The organism is Novosphingobium sp. 18050 (assembly GCF_902706195.1).
GTDB lineage: Bacteria > Pseudomonadota > Alphaproteobacteria > Sphingomonadales > Sphingomonadaceae > Novosphingobium.
Map to the genome: position 1 here is coordinate 78,734 of NZ_CACSJO010000017.1, position 12,798 is coordinate 91,531.

Consider the following 12,798-nt stretch of genomic DNA (forward strand, 5'->3'; position numbering starts at 1 on the left):
ACCTTCATTAATCTGGAGCGCGGTGCTGCAGCGGGAGCCGTCAGCGGCCTTGCGGCTTCCGCGGTGATGAACGGATTCCAATCGCTGGTAACGCCGCTCTTTCAGCCTTCCGGCAGCGCAGGGCCACCGGCGACGGAACTGGCGGCGGACTCGATGTCGTTGCGCGTCGTCGGCAAGCGACTTGGCAAAGAGGACAGGCAAGCCGGTGGTACGGCGGTGCACTATGTCGTGGGAACAATGACGGGCGCGCTATATGGCGCGCTTGCCGAAGTACGCCCCGGCGTCACGCGTTGGCATGGCTTTGCGCTTGGTCTCGCTGCTGCGACATTGGTCGACCAGATCGCCGTGCCGCTTTCGGGTCTGGCGAAACCACCTTGGCGCTACACGCTGCGAACTCATTTTTACGGGTATGCGTCGCATCTCGTTTTCGGACTCGCCACTGAGAGCCTGCGCAAGTTTTTGCGGGCTCGGTTCGACGGAGGGCCGCAAGGAAAGATCGATACGATCACTCTGGAAGATGTTTTGGTGCCAGTGCTTCTGGGTCTTGCCAATGGCCAGCGTACCTTCACTCCGCCGGCTGCGATCACGATCGCCGCAGCAGGTAGCGGACTGGGTCTCAAAGGCACGCCTCTCGCGCTGCTTAACTCCAAGTGGACAGGCGCCCTGCTCGGAGCGGCGGCGATCGGTGAATATGTTGCGGACAAGCAGCCGGGCATTCCGGCGCGTATCTCCGCGCCGGGCCTTACCGGGCGGGCGCTGGGCGGCGCGCTATCAGGCGCCGCTGCTGCGCGGCCGGGCAGGGCATGGCTATCTGCCGGCATCGGCGCTGCAGCGGCTCTGGGCGGAGGGTATATAAGTTATCGTTTACGCATGCGCCTGTCTCGGGCGCTCGGAAGTGATCGGCCGGTTGCGTTTGCAGAGGATGCGCTATCGCTGCTGGGGTCCGCCGCGTTGGCGGCTTATGCAGCGATGCGGCAGGCACAGCGCGAGGCTACTGACGTCGCAAAACGGGCAGCCTGACGGCGGTTGTTTGGCAAACCCTCGCGGCCCCCGGCGAACTGGTGGCTGACCCGAAGATCATTATCCCCGAGAAGCCTGAGGCAAGCCTTTATCAGCTCTCAAGTGCGCAAGCTGTCGGGCACCACACCCCCATTTTCGGCCAGCTTGTCCATTACGGCGCGATGGAGGGCGATGTTCTGCTCGGCGGATCCATCGGCGCCGGCGTGCACGCTCAGTTCCTCGCCGAGTTCCTTGCGGGCAGCGAGGCTTGAATCGAGATTCAGGAGCTTCAGCAGGTCGACGATCGAGGTCCTGTAGTTGCCCCCATGATCGTCATTCATGTCTGCCATTGCCTGGAGAACCGCACCGACGTCGACGCTCTGCGCGGCTGAGGCTGGGGTGGTGGCTGTGACGGGAGCAGGCTGCGGCGCCGGGGTAGATGTCGGAGCGGGGGATATGGCCCCGGGGGCGGGTGAAGGACTGGGTGCTGCCTTGGTCATGTCGTGATGAAAGATCTTGCCCATGATGTTTCCGAAGATGCTCATGTCGTTCTCCTGCCGGGCGCCGACGGGTTTCGGCGGTACGTCTGCGAGAGGGCAACGCTCCGGCGAGAAAGGCGTTGCGGAACGTTTGCGTGCGCCGGGTCGTTCAACCGGCATCTGGAACTTTTCAACGTGGAGCGACGATCATGAAGCAGTCTCTGCTGCTCGCAGTATCATTGGCAGCCCTCGGCTTGGCGGGCTGCAACAAACAGTCGGATGAGCCGGTCGAGCCGGCCGTCAGCGTCGCAACCCCAAGCAGCGCCGCGGAAGCCGGCGCCGTGGCAGCCGTGGACAAAGGCCAGGCTTTCGCAAACATAGCTGCGGCCAGCGATGCGTTCGAGATCGAAAGCTCCAAGCTCGCGATCACCAAGGCGACGACAGCCAAGATAAAGGCCTTCGCCAATGATATGGTCGAGGCTCATACTAAATCGACGGCTCAACTGAAGGCAGTTGCAGGTGCAGCATCGCCGGCCATTACGCCGGACGCCGCGCTGTCCGCAGCACAGAAGGCCACGCTTGATCAACTGGGTGCCAAGTCCGGCACCGACTTCGACCGTGCCTATGCGGCCGCTCAGGTTTCCGCACATGAAGAGGCGCTTGATACGCTGAAGGGGTATGCCGCCGGAGGCGAAGTCGCGTCTCTGAAGGAGTTCGCTTCAAAACTGATTCCAACCGTGGCAGCGCATCTCAACATGGCGAAGAGCATCTGATCGGGAATATTAGTGAGAGATGCCGCGCGTTGCTCGGGTAATCACTGGGCCAACCGTGAGACGCAGACCCTGCAGATTTAGGAAACCGTCATGAAACTCTATTATACGCCCGGCGCCTGTAGTCTCGCCGATCATATCGCCCTTACCGAGAGCGGGCTTTCGTTCGAAGCGGATAAGGTAGACCTCAAGGATAAGACGACCGAGAACGGCGGCGATTATGCTGCCATCAATCCCAAAGGGTACGTACCGGCGCTGGGGCTCGACGATGGCGGTGTTCTCACCGAGAATGTTGCGATCCTGACCTACATCTCCGACCGTTCTGGCCGGCTGATGCCGGGAGGCGATCTGGGGCGCTATCGCCTTTTGGAAGCCTTGGCCTATATTTCGACTGAGCTTCACAAGGGGTTCGCGCCATTCTTCAAACCGGGATCGAGTGACGAGGACAAAGCCGCTGCGCGCAAGACACTCGGCAACCGTTTTGCATTGTTCGAAGAGCAGATCGACGGGCAGGAGTTCATCCTTGGGCCGGAAATGAGCGTTGCCGACTGCTACCTGTTCGTCATGCTGTTCTGGGCCAAGGGTAAGGTGGACCTCGACTTGCCGCCAAATCTCACAAGCTATTTTGACCGCCTGTCGAAGCGGGAGGGTGTCCGAAAGGCGCTGAGCGAAGAAGGTCTCGACTGACCGCGATCGGCTTGCATGTAATCGACCGGCATGGAGCTATTTGGGTGAATAAGGTGCTTCCAGGTGCTGGCCTAGAGACTGCCACTTGAAAGCTGGTTACCTGCAACTTTATCCTTCAACATTCCGCTTGCCCGGAATGTGGTGACGCGCCGCTGTGCGATCGGCACTTCCACGCCGGTTTTTGGATTGCGGCCGATCCGCTCATTTTTGTCGCGCAGGAGAAAGGTTCCGAAACCGGCAATCTTCACGCTTTCGCCGTTGCCCAAAGCAGCACGCATATGCTCGATGATTGCGTCTACGATAGCCAATGAGGCGATATGGGAAAGAGCCGTATCGCGGCGAAGCGCTTCGGCGATCCCCGCTTTCGTCAAGGTATCCGCTGTAGCTGACAAGCCATTACCCTCCTGCTGCTGGTGGCAGCGTAGTGGCCCAAAGCGGCGGAAACGACAATACTGTGAATAGCATGAGGGCTTTTCCCAACAGCAGATTGCCGATGCGCTGCCGGTTGCTGCCATGGGGTACGAGGACGCGTGAACCAGAACGTGGGCGCCAAAGCCGGCGTGCATCTGATGTTGATGAAATACGAACGGCACCGCGGAACGAATTCTACCATGCCGAGTTCGACAGGCGTCTATTACCGGAGGATTCCATGGCAGAAGCAACGTTTGAAACCCCCGACGGGGAGGAAATCGAGATCGACGGCGACGACGTCGTGCGCATCGGCGCAGGCGAGGAGCCTGAGACGACAGTTATTGAACTAGACAATGGACAAGAAGTGGTTGTGGCGGCGACCGCGATCGAGGTTGTTGCTGAACTCGACCTCGATCCGCTCGAGCATCTTGCGTCCGAAGACGAGGATGAGGCCGAGGATGGTGACTACGACGATTAGCTTGACCTCTGGGGAAGCCGATTTTCACCACCGGCGCCGGAAACGGCGACGGGCCATACCCGGCTTAGTTTACACCATTCGTCGCCCAGCATGCCGTCGAAAACCAAACTTGCAGAGACTGCTACACGTTTTGCGTAAACAGCCCCCGCATGCCGGCCTTCAAATCCTGCAACCAATTAGCCCACGGTTCCTGGGTCGTTGATCGATCCGCTTCCCATCCACAGTCTCTATATCTTGGAGACCTATTAGTTCAGAGTTCAAATCAATATCCAACTGCAACGCTGGGTCGAGACCATCCGGCCTGCGAGGATGTGCGTGGCCATCAGCTCCAGCCGTCCTGCGCCTCCAGGCTGGCGGCGAGTTCTCCGATCACGCGGTAGCAATCAAGCACATCGCGTACCGACGAGTTTGGCTCGCGGCCTTCGCGGATGGCGGCGACGAATTCGCGGTCCTGCAGTTCGATGCCGTTGGTCGAGACGGTGATGCCGGTCAGGTCGATCGGCTCTTCCTTGCCGTTCACAAGGTCGTTGTAGCGGGCGATATAGGTATCGCTATCGCCGATGTAGCGGAAGAAAGTGCCGAGCGGCCCGTTGTTATTGAAGGAGAGCGAAAGGGTGCAGATCGCGCCGGTCTCTGCCTTGAGCTGGATCGACATGTCCATGGCGATGCCCAGTTCCGGGTGCTTGGGCCCTTGCATGACGTTGGCGGCGACGATCCTGCCACTCTGATAGGCGAACAGGTCGATCGTGTGCGCGGCGTGGTGCCAGAGCAGGTGGTCCGTCCACGAGCGGGGCTGGCCCTTGGCGTTCATGTTCTTGCGGCGGAAAAAATACGTCTGTACGTCCATCTGCTGGACCGCGAATTCACCCGCGACGATCCTGTTATGCACATACTGGTGTGAAGGATTGAAGCGGCGGGTATGGCCGACCATGCAGACGAGGCCGGTTTCATTCGCCTTGGCTACCACTGCTTCGGCATCGGCCCAGCTGTCCGACAGCGGGATTTCAACCTGTACGTGCTTGCCCGCGTTCATGCAGGCGATCGCCTGCTCGGCGTGCACCTGCGTGGGGGTGCACAGGATCACCGCGTCGACATCGGGGAGGGCAAGCGCTTCAACAAGGTCGGTGCCGGAGTGCGGCGCGCCGTATTTGGCGGCGACTTCGGCGGCCTGCTCGGCCGAGCGGCTGATGACGGAAGCGATCTCGACACCGTCGATGTTCTTGAGGCCGTCGAGGTGCTTCTCTCCGAAGGCACCGGCGCCCACGAGGGCAATGCGCATGATATTCTCCTTGGATTCTTGCAGGGTTCAGATCGCGGCCTGCGCGGCGGCGTTGTTGCCTTCCACCGTGGGGCTGGGCGGCACCGTGCCATCGACCGGCTCAAGCACGATGTGCCCGATGGCGGTGTTGGAGCAGGGCACGTGGTAGTGTCTGTGGAGGGCCCGTGTCTCGCGCCCCAGGGCACCGCGCATGATTAGCCACATGACCATCTCGATACCTTCCGAGCCGGTCTCGCGCAGGTATTCGATATGCGGGATCGTCCGCAGTTTCTGCGTGGTGCCGACCATGCCGTCGAGGAACATGGCGTCCCATTCGGCATTGATGAGGCCGGCGCGCGGGCCCTGAAGCTGGTGGCTCATGCCGCCGGTGCCCCAGATCTGCACGTTGAGATCCTCACCGTAGGACTGAACGGCGCGTGCGATCGCTTCGCCCAGCGCCCAGCAGCGGTTGCCCGAGGGCGGCGGATAGGTGACCACGTTGACCGCCAGCGGGATCACCTTGACCGGCCAGGCATCTGGCGCATCGTACATCATCGTCAGCGGCACGGTGAGGCCGTGGTCGACGTCCATCTCGTTGATGATGGTCATGTCGAATTCGTCGAGGATCAGGCTCTGCGCGATGTGCCAGGCGAGGTCGGGGTGGCCTTCCACGTCGGCGACCTTGCGCGGGCCCCAGCCTTCGTCGGCGGGCTTGTAGCGTTCGCCGCAGCCGATCGCGAAAGTCGGGATGATCTTCATGTCGAAGGCGGATGCGTGGTCGTTGTAGACCAGGATCACGACATCGGGTTTTACTTCGGGCCGGGCGATCCATTCGCGCGTCCAGTCGTAACCTTCGAAGATCGGAGTGAAATAGGCGTCCCGGTCCTTGCCCATGTCGGCGGCGACGCCGAGCAGCGGCACATGACTCGATGCGATGCCTGCGGTGATCCGGGCCATGTCAGCGGTTCTCCTTTATCGACCGCACACCTTCGGGCGAGCGGCCGCCGGCGTTCATCATCGCCGAGTATTCTTCCACGCTCATGCCGGTCATGGTGCTGACCGCCTGCAGGAAGCTGAGGCCATCGGTCGAGAAGACTTTTGCCAGAAAATAGATGTTGCCGCCAAGGTCCAGCAGCAGGTTGTAATCGCGCGCAAGTACGGCTGCCTTTTGGTCCGGCGTCATCGGCCATTCGTCGAGATAGGTGGCTTCGTCGGCCAGCCAGCGGGTGCGGTTCTCTGCCTTCATCAGGCTCATCGCGAACTGGTTGAGGTGATAGCCCTGCCGTGCCCGCGCGGCGGTATAGACGCGGGTGCCGGGAATATCCTCGAACGCGCCGAGGTATTCGTGGATATCGCGCGGCCCGCTCACAGCCCGCGCGCCTTGAGCTGCGCGTGGAGGCGCGGGAAGACCGTGCGGGTATTGCCTTCGAAAATGGCGCGGCGCTCCTCGTCACTGATGTCCAGCGCGTCGACATAGCGCTTGGTGTCGTCGAAGTAATGGCCGGTCTGCGGGTCGATCCCGCGCACCGCGCCGACCATCTCCGAGCCGAACAGGATGTTCTTGTTGGCGATCACGTCGGCCAGCAGGTCCACGCCGGGCTGATGGTAGACGCAGGTGTCGAAGAACACGTTGTTCATGATGTATTCGTCAAGGCTGGGCTTCTTCAGCATGTCGGCAAGGCCCCGGTAACGGCCCCAGTGATACGGCACCGCGCCGCCGCCGTGCGGGATGATGAAGCGCAGGGCCGGGAACTTCGCGAAAAGATCGCCCTGCATCAGCTGCATGAAGGCGATAGTATCCGCCGCGATGTAGAAGCCGCCGGTGGCGTGCATCGCCGGGTTGCACGAACCCGAGACGTGGATCATCGCCGGCACGTCCAGTTCGCACATCACCTCATAGAGCGGGAACCAGTATTCGTCGGTCAGCGGCGGATGCTCGAAATGGCCGCCGCCCGGATCGGGGTTGAGGTTGCAGCCGATGAAGCCCAGTTCCTCCACGCAGCGGCGCAGTTCCTTGATGCTCGCGGTCAGGTCCGCTTTGGGCGACTGCGGCAACATGCATACGCCCACGAACGTTTCGGGGAACATCGCCACCACGCGGGCGATAAGATTGTTGCAATGGAACGCCCATTCCTCGGAGATCGCCTGGTCGCCGACGTGGTGCGCCATCGCGCTGGCACGCGGCGAAAAGATCGTCAGGTCGGCGCCGCGTTCCTTGATGAGTTTCAGCTGGTTCTGCTCGATCGTCTCGCGGATTTCGGCGTCGGAAATTTCGGGGTAGGCGGGGATCGGATTGCCCGCCTTGAAGGCGGCGACCTGCGCCTCGCGCCAGGCGTCGTGCGCCTTGGGCAGCACGGTGTAGTGGCCGTGGCAATCGATGACGAGGCTCATGGCTCAGTTCTCTCCGGTCGATGTTTCATGGAATGCGGCCAGTTTGGCGGCGTAGCCTGCGGGCGGCGGATTGATGCCGCGATCACCCAGCATTTGCTGCCAGTTCACGGTGTTTTCGGTCATCATCGGCGCAATGCCGAGATCGCGCAGCATCTGCGCCGCTTCGGCCATTTCGGCGGCGCGGCGGCGGCCGTGGACCATCATGCGATCAAGGTTGTAATCGGTGCGCTCGGCCCATCCGGTGGACTTCTCGCTGGCGTCGAGCGAGGCCAGAACGTCGTCCGCCACGCCCTCGGCATGGGCGGCCATCATCATCTCGGCGGTCAGGGCTTCGAGGCCCTTGACCATGACCGACCGCACTAGCTTGATCGCCGAGGCACGGCCGATTGCATCCCCGACCACCGTGGTTTTCGTAAAGCCGATCTCGCGCAGGCGTTCGTTGGCCTCGGCGGCGTCCGGCCCTGAAATGTTGAGCGGCACGGCCATATGCGCGGGGTTGACCGGCGCCATCACCGCCACGTCGACGTAGCCCCGACCGGCATTGGCGAAGGCCTGCGCCGCGCTGCGCTTGGTGCCCGGCGCGACCGAATTCATGTCGCAGAACAGGGCGTCGGCAGCGATAAGTCCGGCGCATTCGCAGGCGACCGCGAGGGCCTGGTCCGCCGTCACCAGCGAGAGCACGATGGCGGCGCCGGCAAGCGCCTCGGCGGCATTGGCATGGGGTATGACGCCGTGCGCTTCGATCTCGGCGCGGCGGGCGGGGGCGGCATCGAAGGCGGTGGCGCGCGAACCCCAGCCAGCGGCGCGGGCGAATGTCGATCCGGCCTCGCCGAAACCGATCAGGGCTATGGAACCTCTCATGTTGCCTGCCTGCCCCGATGGCGCATTCGGGACAAATCGGAACTGCCTATTGGCGATAAGGTATGCCTAATTGATGCGTGACAACGTCTTTCGTCATTACCTCACGCTCAAACGTCTTTCGCAGCAGCCTCCAGATCAGCGAAAAACTCCGCTTGAACCTCGGTCGGGCGCAGGGAGGCGCGGGTGGTCATGCCGATGGTGCGGGCGAACTGGGCGGGCAGGCGTGCGAGTTCGCTGAGCCATCCGGCCTCGATCTCCACCTGCACCTGATCGGGCGATAATAGCGCCAGGGAATTGCCGCCCATCATCACCTGCCGGATCATCATCACCGAGCCGCATTCGACCGGGACTTGCGGCAGCGGCAGGTCGTGCGCGGTGAAGTAGCGGTCGAAACTGTCGCGCAGCGGCGTGCCGCGCGGGGGCAGGGTGAAGGGATAGCGCGCCATTTCCGCCGGAGTGATGGGGGTTCCGGGCAAGGTGCCCGCCAGCGGATGGCCGCGCCGGGCAAAGACGGCGGGCACGTCCTCGAACAAGGGATGCTGCACGAGGTCGGTCTCCACCAGCGGATCGCGCAGCGCGCCGACCATCACGTCAAGGATGCCGCTGCGCAGCGGCTCGACCAGTTCCGCGCGCGATCCCTCGACGATGGTGAGGCGCACTTGCGGCCGCCGGGCGAGGAAGCGGGCGACGGCGGCAGGCAGGATCCGTGCGCGGGACAGCGGCATGGCGCCGATGGAAATGCGGCGCGTCTCATGACCGCGAAGGGCCTCGATTTCGGAGAGGCCGGCTTCCAGCTCGACTTGTGCCAGCCGGAACTCACGCGCGAGCTGGGTGCCGGCCTCTGTCGTGACGACCGACTTGCCGCGCCGCACCACCAGCGGACGGCGCAGCGCCAGCGCCAGATCGTTCACCGCGCGGTGGATCGAGGGCAGCGACAGTCCCGTCGCGATGCTGGCGCCCGCATAGCTGCCGGTTTCCGCCAGCGCGAGCATGGCGCGCAGGCGCGACATCGTGACATGCGGGCTGCGGACATGCGCCAGTGCGGCCTCGATCCGGGGGCTGAGGATTTCTCCGGCGCGGGTCGTGATCATGCCGTCGTGGCGCCGTTCGAACAGTGGCAGGCCCAGCTGCGCTTCGAGTCGGCCCAACGCCTGTGTTATCGCAGGCTGGCTGAGGTTCACGGCCAGGGCAGCAGCATTCACCGTCCCCAATCGCGCGATTTTTCCCACGGCACGCAGGTGCCGCAGGTTCAGACTCCATATCTCCATGATTTCACTCTTAGCCAAATCCTATCGCACTTGCCAAAGTTCTCTTTCCCCCTCGGCCCTGCGTCCGCCATCTCACGGGAAAGAGAAGGAGTGCATGGCATGAGTGGTATCGTCGTCCAGAACATCGATCGCGCGGACCCCGCAGTGATCGACGGCCTCGCCCAGTGCGGCGTCGCGACCGTCCACGAAGCGCAGGGCCGCACCGGCCTGCTCGCCAGCTACATGCGCCCGATCTATCGCGGCGCACGCATCGCCGGCTCGGCCGTCACCATCAGCGCAGCGCCGGGCGACAACTGGATGGTCCACGTCGCCATCGAACAGCTCAAGGAAGGCGATATCATGGTGCTCGCCCCGACCTCCCCTTGCGAGGATGGCTACTTCGGCGACCTGCTCGCCACCAGCGCGATCGCGCGTGGTTGCCGGGGTCTGGTGATCGATGCCGGCGTGCGCGACATGCGTGATCTGACCGAGATGGAATTCCCCGTCTGGTCCAAGGCCATCTACGCCCAGGGTACGGTCAAGAACACGCTAGGTAGCGTCAATGTACCCCTCGTGTGCGCCAATGCGGCGGTGCAGCCGGGCGATGTCATCGTTGCAGATGATGACGGCGTCTGCGTGGTGCCTCGCGCAAAAGCGGCCGAAGTCCTAGCTGCAGCGCAGGCCCGCGAAGCCAACGAGGGCGAAAAGCGCGACAAGCTGGCCTCCGGCGTGCTCGGCCTCGACATGTACAAGATGCGCGAACGTCTTGAAAAAGAAGGGCTTAAGTATGTCTGAAGCCCCGTGCATGTGGATGCGGGGAGGGACATCTAAAGGGGGGTATTTCCTCAGGGATGACCTGCCTGCGGACACCGCCGAGCGTGATGCTTTCCTGCTCGGCGTGATGGGCTCTCCCGACCCGCGCCAGATCGACGGCATGGGCGGCGCGGACCCGCTGACCAGTAAAGTCGCCGTCGTGAGCAAGTCCACGCGTGAAGGTATCGACGTGAACTACCTGTTCCTGCAGGTTTTTGTCGATAAGGCCCTGGTTTCGGATCAGCAGAACTGCGGCAACATCCTCGCCGGTATCGGCCCCTTCGCAATCGAACGCGGGCTGGTCGAGCCCGCCGACGATGAAACCCGCGTCGCCATCTTCATGGAGAACACCGGGCAGGTCGCCGTGGCCACCGTGCAGACGCCCGGCGGGGCGGTGACTTACAGGGGCGACGCCGCGATTGACGGCGTTCCGGGCACCTACGCGCCGATCCCGCTGGAGTTTCGCGATACCGCCGGTTCCTCGTGCGGGGCGCTGCTGCCCTCGGGCAACGCGGTCGATGTGGTTAACGGCGTACCGGTGACGCTGATCGACAACGGCATGCCCTGCGTGGTGATGAAGGCGCAGGATGTCGGCATCACGGGCTATGAGGACCGGGACACCCTCGATGCAGACACGCAGCTCAAGGCCCGGATCGAGGCGATCCGGCTGGCCGTGGGACAAGCCATGAACCTTGGCGACGTGGCTGATAAATCAGTGCCGAAGATGATGCTTGTCGCGCCGCCCAGGAACGGCGGTGCCGTGACCGTGCGCAGTTTCATTCCGCACCGTGCTCACGCCACGATCGGCGTGCTGGGCGCCGTGTCGGTGGCCACCGCCTGCCTCATCCCGGGCTCGCCCGCTGCCGAGGTGGCACAGGTTCCGTCCGGCCGGCGCAAGACCCTGTCGGTCGAGCATCCGACCGGCGAGATGAGCTGTGTGCTTGAAACCGAAGAATCCGGCGCGGTTGTCAGTTCGGCACTGCTGCGTACCGCACGCAAACTCATGGATGGAACAGTGTATGTCTGATCGGATCGTTTCTTGGCATGGCAGCCCGAGCAAGCCCGCCTATGTTCCGCCGGCCGGTGCGATCGACGCGCATTGCCACGTCTTTGGGCCGATGGCGCAGTTCCCTTTCAGTACCAAGGCAAAGTATGTTCCCGAGGATGCGGGGCCGGACCAACTGTTTGCCTTGCGTGATCATCTCGGGTTTGCGCGCAACGTCATCGTTCAGGCCAGTTGCCACGGGACCGACAACGCTGCCACCTTGGATGCCATAGCAAAAAGCAATGGTAAAGCGAGGGGCGTCGCGGTCGTCGATCCGGCGATTTCGCAAGCGGAATTGACCCGGCTCGACGATGGCGGCATCCGCGGCATCCGCTTCAACTTTCTGAAGCGCCTGGTGGACGATGCCCCAAAGGACAAGTTCCTCGACGTCGCCTCGCGGCTGCCGAAGGGATGGCATGTAGTCATCTATTTCGAAGCGGACATCCTCGAGGAACTGCGGCAGTTCATCGATGCGATCCCAGTGCCCCTGGTGATTGATCACATGGGCCGTCCCGATGTGAGCCAGGGTCCTGACGGCGCGGACCTCAAAGCCTTTCGTACGCTTCTCGACAGCCGAGACGACATCTGGTTCAAGGCGACTTGCCCGGATCGCCTCGACCAGACTGGCGATCCGTGGAACGCGTTTGCGAATGCGATCGCGCCTTTGGTCGCCGACTACCAGGATCGTGTGCTTTGGGGCACCGACTGGCCGCATCCCAACATGCAGGATGCCGTACCCGACGACGGTCATCTCGTCGACATGATCCCCGGGATCGCTCCGACGAAAGCACTGCAGACCAAGTTGCTGGTCACCAACCCGATGCGCCTTTATTGGCCCGAGGAGCTGTGAAACTTCACTCTGATCGCAGCAGATGAAAGGCATCAAGCGGCGCTCTTTTGGGGCGGTGCCGCATGATGCTCAGATTACCTCGGCGCTGAGCGGATGTAGGCGATGACATCGTCACGATCGCCAGGATTGCCAAGGCCTGGGAATGGCATCCGGTTGCCCGGGACCTTTCGCGAAGGGGCCGCCAGGAAGGCGGTAAGCTCGGCATCGTTCCAGACGAGGCCGGATTTGGCCATGGCCGGGGAATATCTGAATCCGGTGAGGGTGCCTGCCTTTCGGCCCATGACATGGGCAAGGTTGGGCCCCATGCCGGAGCGGCCGGTTGCGTCGATTTTGTGGCATGCTTGGCATCTCACGAAAATCTGTCTGCCTTTCGACGGATTGCCGGCCGGCTTGGCGTCGGCCGCAGTGCCTCCGGCTATTGCCGCAATGGCCGCAAGCGTCAGCGCGGCAAGGGAGAAAGCTGTCTGTTTCATCGTGCGTTTCCAAATTCAGTTTTGTTTATCCGGCGG

The 12,798-nt window shown here is 62.7% G+C and carries 16 protein-coding genes; 7 read left to right on the top strand and 9 right to left on the bottom strand.

Translation table 11 applies throughout. The features are described 5' to 3' along the window. Nucleotides 1-66: 66 nt before the first annotated feature. Complete coding sequence (locus GVL61_RS16385; RefSeq protein ID WP_235037739.1) at nucleotides 67-1,020, top strand: DUF1440 domain-containing protein; 954 nt, start codon at nucleotides 67-69, stop codon at nucleotides 1,018-1,020. 98 nt (nucleotides 1,021-1,118) lie between these two features. Here GVL61_RS16385 and GVL61_RS16390 read toward each other — a convergent pair whose 3' ends face one another. Beyond that, nucleotides 1,119-1,544: a DUF3597 domain-containing protein gene (locus tag GVL61_RS16390; RefSeq protein WP_159981733.1), complete on the bottom strand. Its 426-nt coding sequence runs from the start codon at nucleotides 1,542-1,544 to the stop codon at nucleotides 1,119-1,121. Nucleotides 1,545-1,687: 143 nt separating this feature from the next. On the opposite strand from GVL61_RS16390, the gene GVL61_RS16395 reads away from it, so the two are divergent. Beyond that, complete coding sequence (locus tag GVL61_RS16395; RefSeq protein WP_159981734.1) at nucleotides 1,688-2,251, top strand: DUF4142 domain-containing protein; 564 nt, start codon at nucleotides 1,688-1,690, stop codon at nucleotides 2,249-2,251. A gap of 90 nt (nucleotides 2,252-2,341) precedes the next feature. Then, nucleotides 2,342-2,935 (top strand): glutathione transferase GstA, encoded by a 594-nt coding sequence (gene gstA, locus GVL61_RS16400; RefSeq protein ID WP_159981735.1) that lies wholly within the window; start codon nucleotides 2,342-2,344, stop codon nucleotides 2,933-2,935. Nucleotides 2,936-3,006: 71 nt separating this feature from the next. Here the strand turns inward: gstA and GVL61_RS16405 are convergent, their stop codons facing one another. After that, nucleotides 3,007-3,327 carry an integration host factor subunit alpha gene (locus GVL61_RS16405; protein WP_235037740.1) on the bottom strand — a complete coding sequence of 107 codons (321 nt, stop codon included), beginning with the start codon at nucleotides 3,325-3,327 and terminating at the stop codon, nucleotides 3,007-3,009. A 257-nt stretch (nucleotides 3,328-3,584) separates the two neighbouring features. Between GVL61_RS16405 and GVL61_RS16410 the strand changes: the two genes are divergently transcribed. Next, the gene (locus tag GVL61_RS16410; protein ID WP_159981737.1) at nucleotides 3,585-3,824 is read left to right on the top strand and encodes a hypothetical protein; all 240 of its coding nucleotides are present in this window, start codon (nucleotides 3,585-3,587) and stop codon (nucleotides 3,822-3,824) included. A gap of 322 nt (nucleotides 3,825-4,146) precedes the next feature. Here the strand turns inward: GVL61_RS16410 and GVL61_RS16415 are convergent, their stop codons facing one another. The 6 genes from GVL61_RS16415 to GVL61_RS16440 form a co-directional block, all read right to left on the bottom strand. Next, nucleotides 4,147-5,103, bottom strand: a complete 957-nt coding sequence (locus tag GVL61_RS16415) for a Gfo/Idh/MocA family oxidoreductase (protein ID WP_159981738.1) — start codon at nucleotides 5,101-5,103, stop codon at nucleotides 4,147-4,149. Between the two features lie 27 nt (nucleotides 5,104-5,130). Beyond that, complete coding sequence (locus tag GVL61_RS16420) at nucleotides 5,131-6,039, bottom strand: class III extradiol dioxygenase subunit beta (protein ID WP_159981739.1); 909 nt, start codon at nucleotides 6,037-6,039, stop codon at nucleotides 5,131-5,133. Nucleotide 6,040: 1 nt separating this feature from the next. Then, a complete protein-coding gene (ligA, locus tag GVL61_RS16425) occupies nucleotides 6,041-6,451 on the bottom strand; it encodes a protocatechuate 4,5-dioxygenase subunit alpha (RefSeq protein ID WP_159981740.1) in 411 nt (136 codons plus the stop codon). Continuing rightward, nucleotides 6,448-7,473, bottom strand: coding sequence for an amidohydrolase family protein (locus GVL61_RS16430; RefSeq protein WP_159981741.1), 1,026 nt, complete (start codon nucleotides 7,471-7,473; stop codon nucleotides 6,448-6,450). Before GVL61_RS16430 ends, ligA begins: the two co-directional genes overlap by 4 nt. Nucleotides 7,474-7,476: 3 nt before the next feature. Then, complete coding sequence (locus GVL61_RS16435; RefSeq protein ID WP_159981742.1) at nucleotides 7,477-8,334, bottom strand: NAD(P)-dependent oxidoreductase; 858 nt, start codon at nucleotides 8,332-8,334, stop codon at nucleotides 7,477-7,479. Between the two features lie 107 nt (nucleotides 8,335-8,441). Then, a complete protein-coding gene (locus GVL61_RS16440; RefSeq protein ID WP_159981743.1) occupies nucleotides 8,442-9,602 on the bottom strand; it encodes a LysR family transcriptional regulator in 1,161 nt (386 codons plus the stop codon). A 99-nt stretch (nucleotides 9,603-9,701) separates the two neighbouring features. On the opposite strand from GVL61_RS16440, the gene ligK reads away from it, so the two are divergent. From ligK to GVL61_RS16455, 3 genes are read left to right on the top strand one after another with little or no spacing between them, the layout of a single operon-like run. Further along, nucleotides 9,702-10,376, top strand: a complete 675-nt coding sequence (gene ligK, locus GVL61_RS16445) for a 4-carboxy-4-hydroxy-2-oxoadipate aldolase/oxaloacetate decarboxylase (protein ID WP_159981744.1) — start codon at nucleotides 9,702-9,704, stop codon at nucleotides 10,374-10,376. Continuing rightward, nucleotides 10,369-11,421: a 4-oxalomesaconate tautomerase gene (locus GVL61_RS16450; protein ID WP_159981745.1), complete on the top strand. Its 1,053-nt coding sequence runs from the start codon at nucleotides 10,369-10,371 to the stop codon at nucleotides 11,419-11,421. Before ligK ends, GVL61_RS16450 begins: the two co-directional genes overlap by 8 nt. Continuing rightward, on the top strand, nucleotides 11,414-12,289 hold the full coding sequence (locus GVL61_RS16455; protein WP_159981746.1) for an amidohydrolase family protein: 876 nt from the start codon (nucleotides 11,414-11,416) through the stop codon (nucleotides 12,287-12,289). The genes GVL61_RS16450 and GVL61_RS16455 overlap by 8 nt, the downstream gene beginning before the upstream one ends. A 74-nt stretch (nucleotides 12,290-12,363) precedes the next feature. Here the strand turns inward: GVL61_RS16455 and GVL61_RS16460 are convergent, their stop codons facing one another. Next, nucleotides 12,364-12,762 carry a cytochrome c family protein gene (locus tag GVL61_RS16460; protein WP_159981747.1) on the bottom strand — a complete coding sequence of 133 codons (399 nt, stop codon included), beginning with the start codon at nucleotides 12,760-12,762 and terminating at the stop codon, nucleotides 12,364-12,366. Between the last annotated feature and the right edge of the window lie 36 nt (nucleotides 12,763-12,798).